Annotated in this window: 13 protein-coding genes; 1 reads left to right on the forward strand and 12 read right to left on the reverse strand. The window is 66.3% G+C overall.

All coding sequences use genetic code 11. The features are described 5' to 3' along the window. Positions 1-72: 72 nt before the first annotated feature. The 9 genes from FRZ61_RS14085 to FRZ61_RS14125 all read right to left on the reverse strand — a co-directional run bounded on the left by FRZ61_RS14085 (position 73) and on the right by FRZ61_RS14125 (position 11,634). Positions 73-1,050 (reverse strand): quinone oxidoreductase family protein, encoded by a 978-nt coding sequence (locus tag FRZ61_RS14085; protein ID WP_151118331.1) that lies wholly within the window; start codon positions 1,048-1,050, stop codon positions 73-75. 35 nt (positions 1,051-1,085) lie between these two features. Continuing rightward, complete coding sequence (locus tag FRZ61_RS14090; RefSeq protein ID WP_151118332.1) at positions 1,086-1,940, reverse strand: branched-chain amino acid aminotransferase; 855 nt, start codon at positions 1,938-1,940, stop codon at positions 1,086-1,088. 25 nt (positions 1,941-1,965) lie between these two features. After that, complete coding sequence (locus tag FRZ61_RS14095) at positions 1,966-3,465, reverse strand: sugar ABC transporter ATP-binding protein (RefSeq protein WP_225308806.1); 1,500 nt, start codon at positions 3,463-3,465, stop codon at positions 1,966-1,968. After that, positions 3,462-4,565, reverse strand: a complete 1,104-nt coding sequence (locus FRZ61_RS14100) for an SMP-30/gluconolactonase/LRE family protein (RefSeq protein WP_151118333.1) — start codon at positions 4,563-4,565, stop codon at positions 3,462-3,464. Before FRZ61_RS14100 ends, FRZ61_RS14095 begins: the two co-directional genes overlap by 4 nt. Beyond that, the gene (locus tag FRZ61_RS14105; RefSeq protein ID WP_151118334.1) at positions 4,565-6,706 is read right to left on the reverse strand and encodes an ABC transporter permease; all 2,142 of its coding nucleotides are present in this window, start codon (positions 6,704-6,706) and stop codon (positions 4,565-4,567) included. The genes FRZ61_RS14100 and FRZ61_RS14105 overlap by 1 nt, the downstream gene beginning before the upstream one ends. Before the next feature lie 91 nt (positions 6,707-6,797). Then, entirely contained in the window at positions 6,798-7,829 is a 1,032-nt protein-coding gene (locus FRZ61_RS14110; protein WP_151118335.1) for a sugar ABC transporter substrate-binding protein, read from the reverse strand. Positions 7,830-7,878: 49 nt separating this feature from the next. Beyond that, positions 7,879-8,889, reverse strand: coding sequence for an ABC transporter permease (locus FRZ61_RS14115; RefSeq protein WP_151118336.1), 1,011 nt, complete (start codon positions 8,887-8,889; stop codon positions 7,879-7,881). 270 nt (positions 8,890-9,159) lie between these two features. Next, the gene (locus FRZ61_RS14120) at positions 9,160-10,236 is read right to left on the reverse strand and encodes a tartrate dehydrogenase (RefSeq protein WP_151118337.1); all 1,077 of its coding nucleotides are present in this window, start codon (positions 10,234-10,236) and stop codon (positions 9,160-9,162) included. Positions 10,237-10,317: 81 nt separating this feature from the next. Continuing rightward, complete coding sequence (locus FRZ61_RS14125; RefSeq protein WP_151118338.1) at positions 10,318-11,634, reverse strand: glutamine synthetase family protein; 1,317 nt, start codon at positions 11,632-11,634, stop codon at positions 10,318-10,320. Positions 11,635-11,820: 186 nt separating this feature from the next. Between FRZ61_RS14125 and FRZ61_RS14130 the strand changes: the two genes are divergently transcribed. Next, a complete protein-coding gene (locus FRZ61_RS14130) occupies positions 11,821-12,531 on the forward strand; it encodes a cysteine hydrolase family protein (protein WP_151118339.1) in 711 nt (236 codons plus the stop codon). 140 nt (positions 12,532-12,671) lie between these two features. On the opposite strand, the gene FRZ61_RS14135 is transcribed toward FRZ61_RS14130, so the two are convergent. The 3 genes from FRZ61_RS14135 to FRZ61_RS14145 form a co-directional block, all read right to left on the reverse strand. Continuing rightward, on the reverse strand, positions 12,672-13,112 hold the full coding sequence (locus tag FRZ61_RS14135) for a hypothetical protein (RefSeq protein ID WP_151118340.1): 441 nt from the start codon (positions 13,110-13,112) through the stop codon (positions 12,672-12,674). A 63-nt stretch (positions 13,113-13,175) separates the two neighbouring features. Then, complete coding sequence (gene arcC, locus FRZ61_RS14140; RefSeq protein ID WP_151118341.1) at positions 13,176-14,114, reverse strand: carbamate kinase; 939 nt, start codon at positions 14,112-14,114, stop codon at positions 13,176-13,178. Positions 14,115-14,117: 3 nt separating this feature from the next. Next, the gene (locus tag FRZ61_RS14145; protein WP_151118342.1) at positions 14,118-15,122 is read right to left on the reverse strand and encodes an ornithine carbamoyltransferase; all 1,005 of its coding nucleotides are present in this window, start codon (positions 15,120-15,122) and stop codon (positions 14,118-14,120) included. Positions 15,123-15,142: the final 20 nt, after the last annotated feature.

The following is a 15,142-nucleotide window of genomic DNA, read 5'->3' on the forward strand; positions in this document are numbered from 1 at the left end:
GCGCGAGGTGGCAAAGCTGTGACCTCGGGCGGCGCGATTCTCGGAAAATTCAGGGAACCAATTCCGATCGCGTTAAGGCAGCAGCACCGTCGAGCCGACCGTGCTGCGCGATTCGACCTGGCGATGCGCCTCGGCCGCATCGCGCAGCGGGAAGGTCTGATGGACCTGCACCATGATACGGCTGGAGACGATCTCGGCGAAGAGCGCGTCGGCCGCCTGCTCGAGCTCGCCAGGGGTCGAGATGTAGTCGAACAGCACCGGCCGCGTCGCCGAGAGCGAGCCGTGGCTCGCCAGATCCGAGAGCTTGAAGTCTGTGATCATGCCCGAGGACTGGCCGAAGCTGACGAAATGCCCGAGCCGGCGCAGGGATTTCAACGAGCCGCGATAGGTGTCCTTGCCGACCGAATCATAGACGACATGGACGCCCTTCCCCTCGGTGATCTCGGCCACGCGCGCGACGAAATCCTCGGTCTTGTAGTTGATGACATGGGCATAGCCGTGGCGCCGGGCCAAAGCCGCCTTCTCGGGCGTGCCCACGGTGCCGATGGCGATGGCGCCCAACGCGGCCAGCCATTGTCCGGCGATGAGCCCGACGCCGCCGGCCGCGGCATGGAACAGCACATAGTGGCCGGACCGCACGGCAAAGGTGCGGTGCAGGAGGTAATGGGCGGTGAGCCCCTTCAGCATGATGGCGGCCGCCACCTCGTCGCTGACCTCGGGCGGCAGCTTCACCAGCCGTTCGGCCTTCATCACCCGCTCTTCGCGATAGGCGCCGAGCGGCGTGGTGTAGGCGACGCGGTCGCCGATGGCGAGGCCCTTCACATCCTTGCCGACCGCCTCGACGACGCCGGCCGCCTCCCCGCCCGGGATCAGAGGCTCGCCCGGCGGCCAGGGATAGAGTCCGCTGCGATAATAGGTGTCGAGGAAGTTCACGCCGACCGCGGTCTGCCGCAGCAGGACCTCGTCGGGACCCGGCTGCCTGGTCTCGATCCCCCGCCATTCGAGGACTTCCGGTCCGCCGGGCTTCGCCGCCACGATCGCCATCGCCATGGATCCGGACTCCTTGCTACCCCGCGCCCGAGACCTTAGCCGTGGGCCCATTCCCAATAGAGCTTGCGCGCGAGCTGGCCCAGCGGGCCGAACTCGAATTGCCGCTCGTCGAAGGCCGTGACCGGCATGACCTTCGACATGTTGCCGGTCGAGAAGATCTCGTCGGCCTGGCGGAAATCCTCCATGACGAGCGTGGTCTCGTGGACCTTGACGCCAGCCTTGCGCAGCAGCCCGATCACGCGCTGGCGGGTCACGCCGTTGAGGAAGGTGCCATTGGGGATCGGCGTGAAGACCTCGCCCCGGCGCGCCAGGAAGATGTTCGAGGTGGCGAGCTCCGCCACATTGCCGTTGGCGTCGCAGCAGATGGCGTTGTCGAACCCCTTCGACTTGGCCTCGCGCAGCATCCGGGCATTGTTGGCATAGAGGCAGGCGGCCTTGGCGTTGACCGGCATGGTCTCGATCGTGGGCCGCCGGAACCGTGTCGTCGTCATGGTGAAGCCCTTGGGCGGCGACATCGGGATCTCTTCGAGGCAGAGCGCGAAGTTGGTGGACTCGCCCAAGGGCGGCACCGCCATGAACCCGCCCTCCTCGGCCCAGAACATCGGGCGCACATAGAGGGCCGCGTCCTTCGCGAAATGGCGGAAGCCGTCGCGGGCGATCTCGGCGATGGCCTCGGGCCGGTGGGTCGGGATCAGGCCGAACACCTCGGCGGAATCGCAGACCCGGCGGCAATGCAGATCGAGATCGGGCGAAATCCCCTCGAAATAGCGGGCCCCGTCGAACACCAGCGAGCCCAGCCAGGTGCCGTGCGAGCGCGCGCCCAGGATCGGCGTGTTGCCCTGCTGCCAGCGGCCCTCGAAATAGGTCCAGGTGTTCGGCTGGTTGCGCATGGGGATACCTCGGGTTGTCGGGCCGTCAGTGGACGGCGGCGTACATGATGCGCTCCTCGGTCGCCTCGGCCGGCGTGAATTCCTCCACGATGCGGCCCTGGCGGCAGACGAGGATGCGATCGGAGAGATTCATGATCTCCGGAAGGTAGGACGAGATCACCACGACCGCCAGCCCGTCGTCGGCGAGCTTGTTGATCAGGTGATGGATCTCGGCGATGGCAGCGACATCGACGCCCCGGGTCGGCTCGTCGAAGATCACGAGGCGCGGCTTCTGGATCAACCCCTTGCCGATCACGACCTTCTGCTGGTTGCCGCCCGAGAGCTCGATCACCCGCGCCTCGGGATCGATGGCGCGGATCGAGAGGGTCTTGGTCCATTCGGCCGCCAGCGCCTTCATCTCCGCCCGGCTGATGACCGGAACCTTGTTCAGTCCCGCCGCCAGCAGGCCCGAATAGAAGTTCTCGGCGATCGACATGGTCTCGAAGAAGCCCTCGGTCTTGCGGTCCTCGGTCACATAGACGATGCCGTCCTTGACCGCCGGGCCCGGCACCGTGTAGCGCACCGCCCGCCCCTCGAGCTCGATCTCGCCGCCACGCAGGAAATCGCGCTTGAAGATGCCGGCGATGATCTTCGCGGTCTCGGTCCGCCCCGACCCGATCAGGCCGAAGATGCCGGTGATCTGACCGTCATAGATCGAGAAGGAGGTGTTGCGCACGATGGCGCCCATGGAGATGTCCTGGACGCTCAGCACCTTGGCGCCCGGCGCCCGCGAGCCCTTGCGCTCCGCGCGCCGGCGATAGAGCTCGTCCGACATGGTCCGGCCGACCATGGCCCGCACGATCTTCTCGCGGTCGAAGCTCGATGTCGCATCGGTCACGACGCGCTCGGCATCGCGCATGACGGTGATGCGGTCGGAGATCAGCAGCGCCTCCTCCAGCGCGTGGCTGATGAAGACGACCGAGACGCCGCGCGCCTTGAGGCGGCGGATGAGAGCGAAGAAATGCCGCTTCTCCTCGGGCGTCAGCGAGGCGGTCGGCTCGTCAAAGATGATGATGCGCGCATTGAGCCGGACGGCGCGCGCGATCTCGACCATCTGCCGCTTGGCAGCACCCAAAGTCGCCACCGTCGCCGCCGGATCGACCGTGAAGTTCAGCGACTGCAGGAACTGCTGCGCCTGGATCTGGATGCCCCGCAGCCGGTTGAGGAACTTCTCGTCGCCGAGATAGAGGTTCTGCGCCACGGTCATGGAAGGCACCAGGCTCGTCTCCTGGAACACCATGGCGATGCCCTGCTTCAGCGCCTCGGCCGGGGTGGTGAAGGTGACGGGCTCGCCCCGATAGAGCATGGTGCCTTCGGTCGGCTCGACCACGCCCGCCATCATCTTGGTCAGGGTCGATTTGCCGGCACCGTTCTCGCCGAGGAGCGCATGGACCTCGCCCTCCTGCAGGTCGAAATCGACGGCCTTGACCGCGGGAATGCCGCGATAGGCCTTGGTCACCTGGCGCATCTCGAAGAGGGCGGTCACGATGCGGCCCTCCCGTTGCCCGACGTCGGATCCAGGCCGAGGATCGCGTTCCCGCCTTTGGAAGCAGCCAGCACGCGTCCTTCGTTCTCGATCACGCTGGTGACGCCATGACGCGTGCCGTTGGCGCGGCTGTGGAAGCTCTCGACCGGCTGCAGCTCGTCGTCGAGCCGCACCACCAGCCCGTAGGAACGGCTGGGCGCCCAAGGTTTGCGCACGCCCATGGTGCGCACGCTGCCGCACTGCAGCGGCTCCAGGAAGCTGGCGCCCGAGGAGAGCGACGGCGCGATCCAATGGTCGCGGGCGACCTCGCGCATCATGTCGTTGCGGTAATCGTCCTCGAGCAGTACGAACTCGATCAGCCGGTTGCGCGGCGCGAACAGCGCCAGCCAGGCGCCGCCGTCGGCGGCCGGCGAAAGCCTCGCGGGATAGCCCGGCAGCTTGGCCAGCACCGGCTGGGCCTGCCCCCGCCCGTCGGGGAAAAGCCGGAGCAGCCTGTGTCTCCAGGCCTCCGCGACCACCAGCCGGTGGTCGCGCTCGACCAGGATGCCGCTGGGCCAGCCGAGCTCCCGATCCAGGCAGGTCTCGGTGCCGGTCTCGAGATCGATGCGCCAGACCGATCCCGTGCTGCCCTTCTCCATCAGGTCCATGACCCAGTCGCTCGGCCGATGCCGCGCCGATCCCTGGGCCACGAGGATGCCGCCTTGATGCGGCATCGCCAGCGCCGTCGGGCAGACCAGCCGTTCGGGGCCGATCGATTTGATCTCCCGCCCATCGAGAGCACCGCCCTGGAACAGGATCCGGCCGTCGTCGAGGCCGATCGCAAGGCCGCCGTCCGGCGTGGCTGTCAGCGCCGTCACCGCGCAATCGAAGCGCGCCACGGTCTGCGGCGGCGCCCACCATTGGCCGATCGGCACCGCCAGCAGGGCGCCGCCGCTCGAGAAATGGAGGCGACCCTTGACCGCGACCAGATTGTCGGGCGCCTCGGCCGCGAGCAGCGCCGCGGCCTCGTCCAGCGCGGTGTTGGGCTTGAGCGCTCCATCCATCGGCGGAATGGTGACGGCCTTGCCGCGGAAGGGATCGAGCAGGCGGTCGAAGAACATCAGCCCTTCCCTCCCCAATAGGAGGACCAGCCCGTCCAGTTCGGATCGGCGCCCTCGAGGCGCAGGCGGCCGATGCGGTTGTTGAGGATGCCGCCGATATAGAGATAGCCCTTATGCTCGCGCATCGAGGTCACCATCGGGTGACGCTCGCCGCCGAGATCGCCCAGCGCCTCGACGATGCGGCCGCTCTCGTCGAATTTCACCACGCCGCCGGTGTTGATGTTGGGGAAGAGCCACTCGTCCTGCGGCAGGCGGCGGGTCATGCGCTTGCGCATGCCGGGCTTGCGCAGGGCCAGGTCGTAGCTGGGCGTGCGCATGCCGAGCCAGGCCATCCAATAGGTGCCGTCGGAGGCGCGGTTGATATTGTCGGGATAGCCCGGCATGTCGCGGATCACGCATTCGAAGCGGCCCTTGTTCGGGCCGTCGAACCAGTAGCGATGGACCCGGCAGGCCCAGGATTCCGCCATGAAGAGCGACTGGCCGTCATGGGCCATGCAGACGCCGTTGGCGTAGCGCAGCCCCTTCAGCAGCGTCTTGGTGCTGCCGTCGCGCGGGTCATAGACCAGGAGGCGTCCCGTGGGCCGGCCTTCGATGCTGTCGAGCGCCCAGTCATGGGCGTCGTAGCGCGTGGTGGAATCGGTGAAGTAGATCCGGCCATCGGGCGCGATATCGCAATCGTTGGGATCGCGCAGCCGCGCATCGTCGAGGACCGAGGTCCAGGAGCGGTTGGTCTCGGTCGAGAGCTGCGTGACCTTGCGGCCCTTGTCGATCGAATAGAGCCCCATGGCGCCGACGCAGGTCTTGATCGCCCCGTCGCGGTCGATCGCGAGCCCCAGCGGGAACCCGCCGATATGGGCGAAGACCTCGGAGCGCTTATAGTCGGGCGCCAGGTAGCGGACGATCTCGCCATGGCGCGTGCCGGCATAGAGATGGTCGTCCTGATCGAGGATCACGTCCTCGGGTCCCTCCAGCTCGTCGAGCCCGATCGGCTCGGCCTTGGAGAGCTTGCTGGAAAGGGCATAAGGCGAGCCCGATCCCGGCAGGGCCGACTGCGTCTCGCCCATCTGGTGATGCATCGGCGTGACATAGATCTCGCTCAGGACCTTGTGGCGGTTCTTGAGCCAGCGGATGTCGAGCGTGACCGCGGCGGCCAGCAAGAGACCCAGGAACATCTGGTTGGCACCGGTGCCGAAGCCCAGCCTGATGAGGCCGTTGGTGATGACCAGCACGATGATCGCGCCCATGACCCCCTTCGCGACCGAGCCGCGCCCGCCGCCGAGGCTGTTGCCGCCGACCACGACGGCGGTCAATGCCGCGATCTCCATGCCGGCGCCCGTGCCCGGTCCGGCGCCGCTGAGGCGGCAGGCGATCAGGAAACCCGCCAGGCCGCAGCAGAGGCCCGAGATCACATAGGTCATGAAGACCGTTCTCTTGACCTTGATGCCGGAATTGTAGGCCGAGCGCCGCGAGCCGCCGACCGCCAGCGTATGCCAGCCCGGCCGCGACCGGGTGATGGCGATATGGCCGATGATCGCGATCACGGCGGCCGCAGCCACCGAGATCGACGGGCCGTTCGGCACCGCATCGCCGAAGACGGAGCTGTCGCCGATGAAGTCCCAGAGATCAGACGAGGCCGTCGAGGTCTGGATCTGGGTGTTGAAGTCGATCACCAGGATATCGAAGATCGCGCGGCCGATGATCAGCGTGACCAGCGTGGTCAGGAAGGCGCGCAGGCGCATATAGCCGACCAGAAGGCCGTTGATGCAGCCGAACACCAGGCCGGTCAGCATGGCGGCCAGGAAGCAGACCCAGACCGGCTGGTTCCAGACGAAGAAGCAGCCGACCGCGGCGAAATTGGCGAGCGCGAAGATCGAGCCGACCGAGAGATCGATGCCGCCGCCCAGCACGACGATCGTGAGGCCGATGACGACGATGGAGAATTCGCCGAGCTGGCGCGTGGAATCGCTTAAGGACGCCGGGTCGAAGAAGCCGGGAATGGCGCTGCCGAAGCCGGCAACCGTAATGACCAGCGCGACGAAGGGGATCGCATTGTCGGTCCAACGCTTGGTCAGGATCTCGCCGATCACATGATCGGGAATGTAGTTATAGCGCAGGCGGAGCGCCCGCTCTTTCAAGGTCATCGTCGGATTCCGATGGGCCGGCGGCACGGCGGGAGTCGCCGGCCCGGGTGCATCAGGCCCCGGGCCGGTCGTTCCCGCGACGGCGTCTAGGTCAGAAGGCGCCAGCCTGCAAGGACTTCAGGTCCCAGCACGACGTGGGCTTGAGGTCGGCCTTCGTGGTGGCCTTCTCCAGCGTGTAGATGTAGGTCGTGGAGGTGCCCGGCTTGACGCCGCTCTGCAACAGGAACTTGATGATCGCGTTCATGTCGCGCGACTGGCCGGCGAGCTCGGTCATGACGACGGCATAGAACGTGCCGTCTTCGAGCGCCTTGCAATCCACGGTTTCGCCGCCGCCGGTGGTGACCAGCGCGACCTGGTCGGTCTTGCCGGCGTCCTTGATGGCCGCGGAGGCGCCCGTCGCGTCGCCGTCCCAGAAGTCGATGACGGCGCAGATATCCGGGTTCTGCTGCAGCATGGTGGTGGTGACGTTGCGCGAGGTGGTCGGATCCCAGTTCGAGAACGGCTCCGCCACCACCTTGAAGTCGGGATGCTGCTTCAGCACGTTCATGATGCCGTTGTACTGGTAGATCGACGAGGCGTTCGCCGCGTCGCCCTGCACCAGGCCGATCTGCTTCGACTTGCCCTCGCAGGCCTTGACCGCAGCTTCGGCCTCGAGCTCCCCGAGATGGTACCAATTGCTGCCGACGAAGGCGTCGGCCGGGAAATTCATCGGGTTATCGATCAGGACCACGTAGATCCCTTCCTTCTGCGCCTTCTTCAGCAGCTTGGAGAAGGAGTTGAGGTCGGGCGAGTGGATCACCAGCACATCCGGCTTCTGGGCGCCGGAGATCACATCGGTGATCGCCTGGGCATGGGCGTTGACATCCCAGTTGGGGTCGCGGGTCTCGAACACGCCGCCCCAGTTCTCGACCTCGTGCTTCAGATAGGCGGCCCAACCCTGGGCCAGGTCGAAGCCCATGGCCATCGGGATCAGCACCACGCGCTTGCCCTTCAGCGCCTCGGCATAGGGCTTCGCGCCCGGATCCTGGGTTCCCACATCGTCGGCCGCCGTGGCCACGGTATTGACGGCCAGCGCGCCCAGCAGCACGAGGGCGATCGCCGCCAGCATTCTCTTGAGTTTCATGATTCGCTTCCTTTCCTGTCAGATGGTCCTGGTTTTCTTATGCTTGTTCTCAGATGTCGCCTTGCTGTGCCGTCTGCTCGTCGCGCGGATTGACCAGGCTGTCGACCACGATCGCGACCAGCAGGATCGTCGCCTTGATCAGGTTCTGGTAGATGTTCGGGATGTCGATGATGGTCATGCCGTTGAGCATGATGCCGATGAGGAGCGCGCCGACGATCACGTTGCGCATGCCGCCCTTGCCGCCCGAGAGCCCGATCCCGCCGATCACCACCACCAGGATCACGTCATAGAGCAGGGTCGAGTTCACCACGCGGACATTGATGCTATGCAGGCTGGCCGCCGTGAGAATGCCGGCCGAGAAGGCGATGAGGGCGGAGATCACATAGCGCAGCACGGTCATGGGCCGGACCGGGATGCCCATGTTGCGCGCCGCCATGAAATTGTCGCCCATCAGATAGACGTAGTGGCCCCATTTGGTGAAGCGCAGGAACAGGAAGGCCACGAAAGCGAAGCTGGAGAAGAAGAACACCTCGACCGGGATCGCGGCGAGCGGGATATGCACGGCCTGGTCGAACCAGTCCGGGATCTGCTCGAGCCCCTCGATCCAGTTCCCCTGCGGCACGGGGGTCGCGTCCTGGTGGACCAGCTGCGAGCGGCAGAAGCCATAGACGAAGGCGCCGGAGGCGAGCGTCGCGAAGATCGCCGGCACATCGGCATAGGCCACCATGAAGCCGTTGATCAGGCCGATGGCGACCACGCCGGCGAGCGTCAGCGCCAGCGCCTGGCCGCCGGGCACGCCGCTCTGCAGCATCTGCAGATACCAGGCGACCGACATCGCCATGATCGCAACCGCCGACAGGTCGATGCCCCGGCCGATGATGACGATCCCCATGCCGACCGCCAGGATGCCGAGCACGCTGACGCTGCGCACGATGGCGATCAGATTGTCGGTGGCGAGGAACCCGTTGAGGGTGAACGCGCAGGCGATGAAAACCGCCAGCGCCAGCCCGAAGACGATCCGCTCCTGCGTCAGGTTCCTGAAGAATTTGATCGATGCCAAGGCCCTGAATCCCGCTTCCCTGCAACCCGGCCTCAGGGGCGTTTTTCATGGCTTCCGGACGGGCCGCCGGCCGCTTCCCCGCGAGCCCTGGCGACGATCCGGGCAACCCCCAAAAACCAGACCGGCGAGGATGTTAGTGGAGGATGGGAGCCGGCGCCAGGGTCAGGGTCCGTAGAGGCCGGGATCTGCAAGGCTCAGGCGTATCGCGAGCCCTGACGCCCGGGACCGGTTCCGGGACGAATGGTTCGCGGGGGAATGGTCCGACAAGCCTCAGGCCCGCTCAACCGCCCGCGCCACGGCTTCGCCCATCTCCCGGGTCGAGGCCTTGCCGCCCATGTCGGGCGTGAGGATATCGCTGTCGGCCAGCACGGACGCGAAGGCGCGCTCCACCGCCCCTGCCGCTTCGGCATGGCCCAGATGCTCCAGCATCATGGCGCCCGACCAGATCTGGCCGATCGGGTTGGCGATGCCCTTGCCCGCGATATCCGGCGCCGAGCCATGGACCGGCTCGAACATCGAGGGATGCTCGCGCTCGGGGTTGAGGTTGGCCGAAGGCGCGATGCCGATGGTGCCGGCCACGGCGGGTCCCAGGTCGGACAGGATGTCGCCGAAAAGGTTGCTGCCGACCACCACGTCGAAGCGCTGCGGGTAGCGCACGAAATGCGCCGTCAGGATGTCGATGTGATACTGGTCGGTGCGGATTCCGGGATAGCGCTTCGCCATGGCCGCGAAGCGCTCGTCCCAGTAGGGCATCGTGTGGATGATGCCGTTGGACTTGGTGGCCGAGGTCAGATGCTTCGCCGGGCGGCTCTGCGCGAGCTCGAAGGCGTAGCGCAGGATCCGGTCGGTGCCATGGCGGGTGAAGACGCTCTCCTGGACCGCCATCTCATGCTCGGTCCCGGTATAGAGCCGGCCGCCGATCTCCGAATATTCGCCCTCGTTGTTCTCGCGCACGATCCAGAAATCGACGTCGCCCGGCTTCACGCCGGCCAGCGGCGACGTCACGCCCTCGAGCAGCCGGACGGGGCGCAGGTTGACATATTGCTGGAAGGTCCGGCGGATCGGAATCAGGAGGCCCCAGAGCGAGACATGGTCCGGCACGCCCGGAAAGCCGACGGCGCCCAGGAAGATCGCGTCATGCCTGGCGATCCGCTCCAGCCCGTCGGCCGGCATCATGCGGCCGGTCTTGCGGTAGGTCTCGCAGGACCAATCGAAATGATCCCATTCGAACTCGATCCCAAAACGCCGCCCCGCGGCGTCGAGCACGCGGATGCCCTCCGGCACGACCTCCTTGCCGATGCCGTCGCCCGGAATGACGGCGATGCGGTGTTTCGTCTTTGCAGCCATGATCCGTCCATGTCGAGGGAGAGCCAGGGGCGATGACCTTGCCCCGATCGGCCGGCGACGGCAAGCCGCCCCCTCGCCCGCTCAATAGACCGAGGCGTATTTCGCGCACTGGCCGGCCGCGTCGAGATGCTCGAGCTTGGCCATTTCCGTCCGCTTCAGCGCGAAGAAGGATTTCTGCAGCGGCTCGGGCAGCCAGCCCTTCGCGACCGCGTCCTTCTCCAGCTCGCCCAGTGCCGCCGGGAGGGAGTCGGGCAGCCGCCGGACCCCGAGCTTCTTGAGCTGTGCCGCCGACAGGTCCGCCGGATCGCCTTCGACCAGCGGCGGTACGGGTAGCTTGGCGCGCATGCCCTCGAGCCCGGCGCGGACCAGCGCGCCCAGCTGCATGTAGGGGCTCGCGGTGGCGTCGCCGGCACGGAACTCGAGATGGGTCTGGCGGGCGATCTCGCGGCCCGGCGCATCGTCGACCGGCGCGATCCGGATCCCGGCCTCGCGATTGCGATAGCCGAAGCAGTTGAAGCCCGAGCTCCAGCGATGCGGCGTGAGCCGGAGATAGGAGATCAGGCTGGGCGCCGCGAGCGCGCAGAGCGCCGGCATATGCTTGAGCACGCCGGCCACGAAGCTCCCCGCCCGCTCGCTGATGCCGCCCGGCCCCGCCGGATCGTGCGTCGCGGCCCGGCCGTCGATCGTTTCCAGGCTGAAATGGAGATGCACGCCGCTGCCGACCGAGGCCGGATCGATGATCGGCGCGAAGCTGGCCCGGCCGCCGAACTGGCGCGCCACGTCGCGCGTGATCTCGCGCAGGATGACCGCGCGGTCGGCGGCCAGAAGGCCGCGCGCCGGCTTCATCGTCAGCTCGAACTGCTGCGGCCCGTATTCACGCAAGACCGTCTCGGGCTCGACCCCGGCCGCGGTCAGCGCCTCGGTGAGCGCCCCCAGGAAATTCTGCACGCCGCGGAAATCGACGAGCGTGAAGGCGCTGTTGATGGCCAGATCGATGCCGAGCAGGAAGAATTCCTGCTCGAAGGAGGCCTTGAGCGTGAGGCCGGTCTCGCGCTCGAGGTCGGCCAGCGCCTGCCGGGCGAAGTTCCGCGGACATCCGCCCCAGGGCCGCCCGTCGGTCTCGACGATGTCGCAGAGGAAGGCGAGCAGCCCATGCTCCTCGCCGAAGCCGGTCAGCCTGAAGCCGCTGCTCTCCGTCTCGGGCTGGAGGCGCAGATCGCCCAAAGGCCCGAACGGGTTCTCGCCGATGTCGCCGAACGGCGTCAGGGCGTGATTGGCCGGGACCCAGCCCACGCCCGCCTCCATGCGATGGCCCAGGTCGCGCGCCGGAAAGGCCCGGCCACGGCTCATGCCGGTGAGATCGTTGGTCAAGAAGATCGCCAAGTCCCGGCTGCTCATCGATGGTCCCTTCCCTGCCCGGTTGACGCGCCCGAGCATAGACCGGCCCCGGTGGCCCTGCCCATGGCGGCGGTGTTGCCTGACCGGCCCGTCAAGGGGGTCTCCCGGTCCGCCGGAACCTTGCCTATAATCGCGCGCCGATTGGAGACGCCAACGCTCAGCCCGAGGACCTCAAGGACCCGACCGATGACCTATGTGATCCGCCCCGACAGCCCCGAAGCCATGGGCCCGCGCTATCGCGAGCGCGCCATCGTGCCGGCGAAGACGGCGCTTCTCAGCGTCGACATGCAGAACGCCGACTGCGCGCTCAAGGTGCGCCGCCGCCCGCTCGGGTCCGGCCCGGAGAACGACAAATACCGTTACTTCTACGACCGGCTCGAGAAGCTGGTGATCCCCAACCAGCAGCGGCTCCAGGCCGCGACGCGCAAGCTCGGCATCGAGAACATCTATATCGTCATCGAGAGCCTGACCAAGGACGGGCGCGACCGCGGCATCGACCACAAGGCCTCCCAGATGCACTATCCGAAGGGCTCCTGGGACGCGGCCGTCATCGACGAGGTGGCCCCCGAGGAGGATGACATCATCATCCGCAAGACCGCCTCGGGACCGTTCGGCACCACCAATCTCGACTATCTGCTGCGCAATATGGGCTTCGACCAGATCATCGTGTTCGGCGTGCTCAGCGATCAATGCGTGGAGAACACGGTGCGCGTCGGCGGCGACCTCGGCTATCTGGTGACGCTGGTCACGGACTGCTGCGCCACCTACAGCCAGGAGCGGCAGGATTTCTCCGAGCGGGCGATCAAGGGCTATTGCCGCCAGCGCACCACGGACCAGCTCATCGCCGAGCTCGCCGAAGTCGCCAAGAAGAGCGCCGGATCGCTGACGGCGGCATAAGCGCGCCACTCAAAGGGGGTGTGCGCTTGCTTCTTCGTCATCCCCGCGAAAGCGGGAATCCATCCTGATCCAAGTCACCCGGCTTAGTGCTGGATCCCCGCTTTCGCGGAGATGACGACGGGGTTGTGGTCCCGGTGGGCTTAAGACCAGACCACCTCGACGATCACCGTCTTCGGGACGCCGCTCTTGTCGAACTCGCTGATCTCGGCGTGGAGCCTGTAGCCCTTGGGCGCGAGCTCCTTCTGGAAGAACTCATACCCGCGCGCCGCCCAGCCCTGGAGCGACTTCGGCCATTCCGGATCGGCGTTGTTGACGGCGCGGCCGCCATCGGCGAGGTAGGTCGCGGAAAACTCCATGGCCTTCACGCGCGTCAGGTTGGATTCGGCCGCCCGCTTCAAGGCGCGGTTGACGCGTTCCCGCACATCGTCGCGCAGCCCCTGCGCCATGAAGCCTTCGCGCCGTTCGCGTTCCTCGTCTTCCTTCTTGTGCAGCCGCGACAATTCCTCTTCGGCGCGGGCCGCGTCCGCCTGGGCCGTCATCTTCTTCAGGTCTGACGGACTGGGGATGTCTTGATCGCTCATGAACGGTCCCTCCATAAGATCGCTTGTGGCCTATCCGATGCGACGGCGTCATCCGCATCCGCTCTAGGGATGAAAGGACAGGCCACCGAAGCCTTTCGAGATCAGAGTACCCTTTTCCCCCTTCACGATGGAAGGAATGTCGGCAAGCGCGCCAATCGCCGCGGTTTTTCCGGTAGCCACGGCGAACCGACAGGCCGCATCGACCTTCGGCCCCATCGATCCGGCGGGGAAGCTGTATTGACCGATCGCCGTCGGGGTCGACCGGTGGATGACCTTCGCGGTCGGCTTGCCGAAATCGACGAAGACGCCCGCCGCATCGGTCGCCATGATGAAGAGATCGGCTTCGAGCTCGCGCGCCAGAAGCTCCGAGCAGAGATCCTTGTCTATCACCGCCTCGACGCCCGTGAGCTTTCGGTCCTTGCCCTTCTCATACATGGTCGGGATGCCGCCGCCGCCGGCGCAGATCACGACCGTGTTGCGCTCGAGCAGCCACTTGATCGGCCTGATCTCGAAGATCCGCTTGGGCAGCGGCGATGGCACCACGCGGCGCCATTTGGGGCCATCCGGCTTGACCACCCAGTTCCTTTCCCTGGCGAGATGGTCGGCCTCGGCCTTCTCGTACACCGGTCCCACGAACTTGGTGGGATTCTTGAAGCCCGGGTCGTCCGGATCGACCTCGACCATGGTGAGGATGGTGGCAAAAGGCACCTCGAACGGCAGCAGGTTGCCCAGCTCCTGCTCGATCATGTAGCCGATCATGCCTTCCGTTTCGGCCCCCAGCACGTCGAGCGGGTAGGCCTCGTCCGGCTTGTAGGCGGCTCCCTGCAAAGCAAGGAGCCCGACCTGCGGCCCGTTGCCGTGGCTGATGACCAGTTGATGATCCTTGGCCACCGGCGCCATGGCTTCGGCGGCGATCCGCACATTGCGCCGCTGCGCCTCCGCCGTCATCGGCTCGCCGCGTTTCAGAAGCGCATTGCCGCCCAGCGCGATGACGACGCGCATGGCTCAATCTCCCAGGGTTGCGACCAGGATGGCCTTGATCGTGTGAAGACGGTTCTCCGCCTGCTCGAAGGCGATGTTGGCCTCGGACTCGAACACGCCGTTGGTCACTTCCAGCCCGTCCTTGATGCCGTAGGTCTCGGCGATCTCCTTGCCGACCTTGGTCTCGGTGTCGTGGAAGGCCGGCAGGCAGTGCATGAACTTGACCTGGGGATTGCCCGAAGCCTTCATCAGTTTCTCGTTCACCTGGAACGGCATCAGCAGGTTGATGCGCTCCTTCCAGACCTCCTTGGGCTCGCCCATCGAGACCCAGACGTCGGTATGGATGAAATCGACGCCTTTGACGGCCGCCACGGGGTCGTCGGTGATGGTGAGGCGCGCGCCGGACTTGGCCGCCAGGTCCTCGGAGATCTTCCGGTACTCGTCGGAGGGCCAGAGCTTCTTCGGGCCGGCGATACGCACATCCATGCCCACCAGCGCGCCGACGATCATGAGCGAATGGCCCATGTTCGACCGGGTATCGCCGACATAGGCATATTTGATGTCGTGCAGCGGTTTGTCGCTATGCTCGCGCATGGTCATGACATCCGCCAGCATCTGGGTCGGATGATACTCGTCGGTCAGGCCGTTATAGACCGGCACGCCGGCATATTTGGCGAGCTCCTCGACGCCATGCTGCGATGCGCCGCGATATTCGAGCGCATCGAACATGCGGCCCAGCACCCGCGCGGTGTCCTTGAAGGATTCCTTGTGGCCGATCTGCGAGCCGGCCGGGTCGAGATAGGTCACATGGGCGCCCTGGTCGTGACAGGCCACCTCGAAGGCGCAGCGCGTCCGGGTCGAGGTCTTCTCGAAGATCAGGCAAATCTCCTTGCCTTCGAGATGCTTCTGCTCGGTGCGGGCATATTTGGCGCGCTTGAGGTCGCGGGCCAGATCGAGCATGTAGCGGAACTCGCGCGGCGTGTAGTCCTGGACCGTCAGCAGCGAACGGTTGCGGAGATTGAAGGACATCGGGGTCGCTCCCTGGATTG

The organism is Hypericibacter adhaerens (assembly GCF_008728835.1).
Lineage (GTDB): Bacteria > Pseudomonadota > Alphaproteobacteria > Dongiales > Dongiaceae > Hypericibacter > Hypericibacter adhaerens.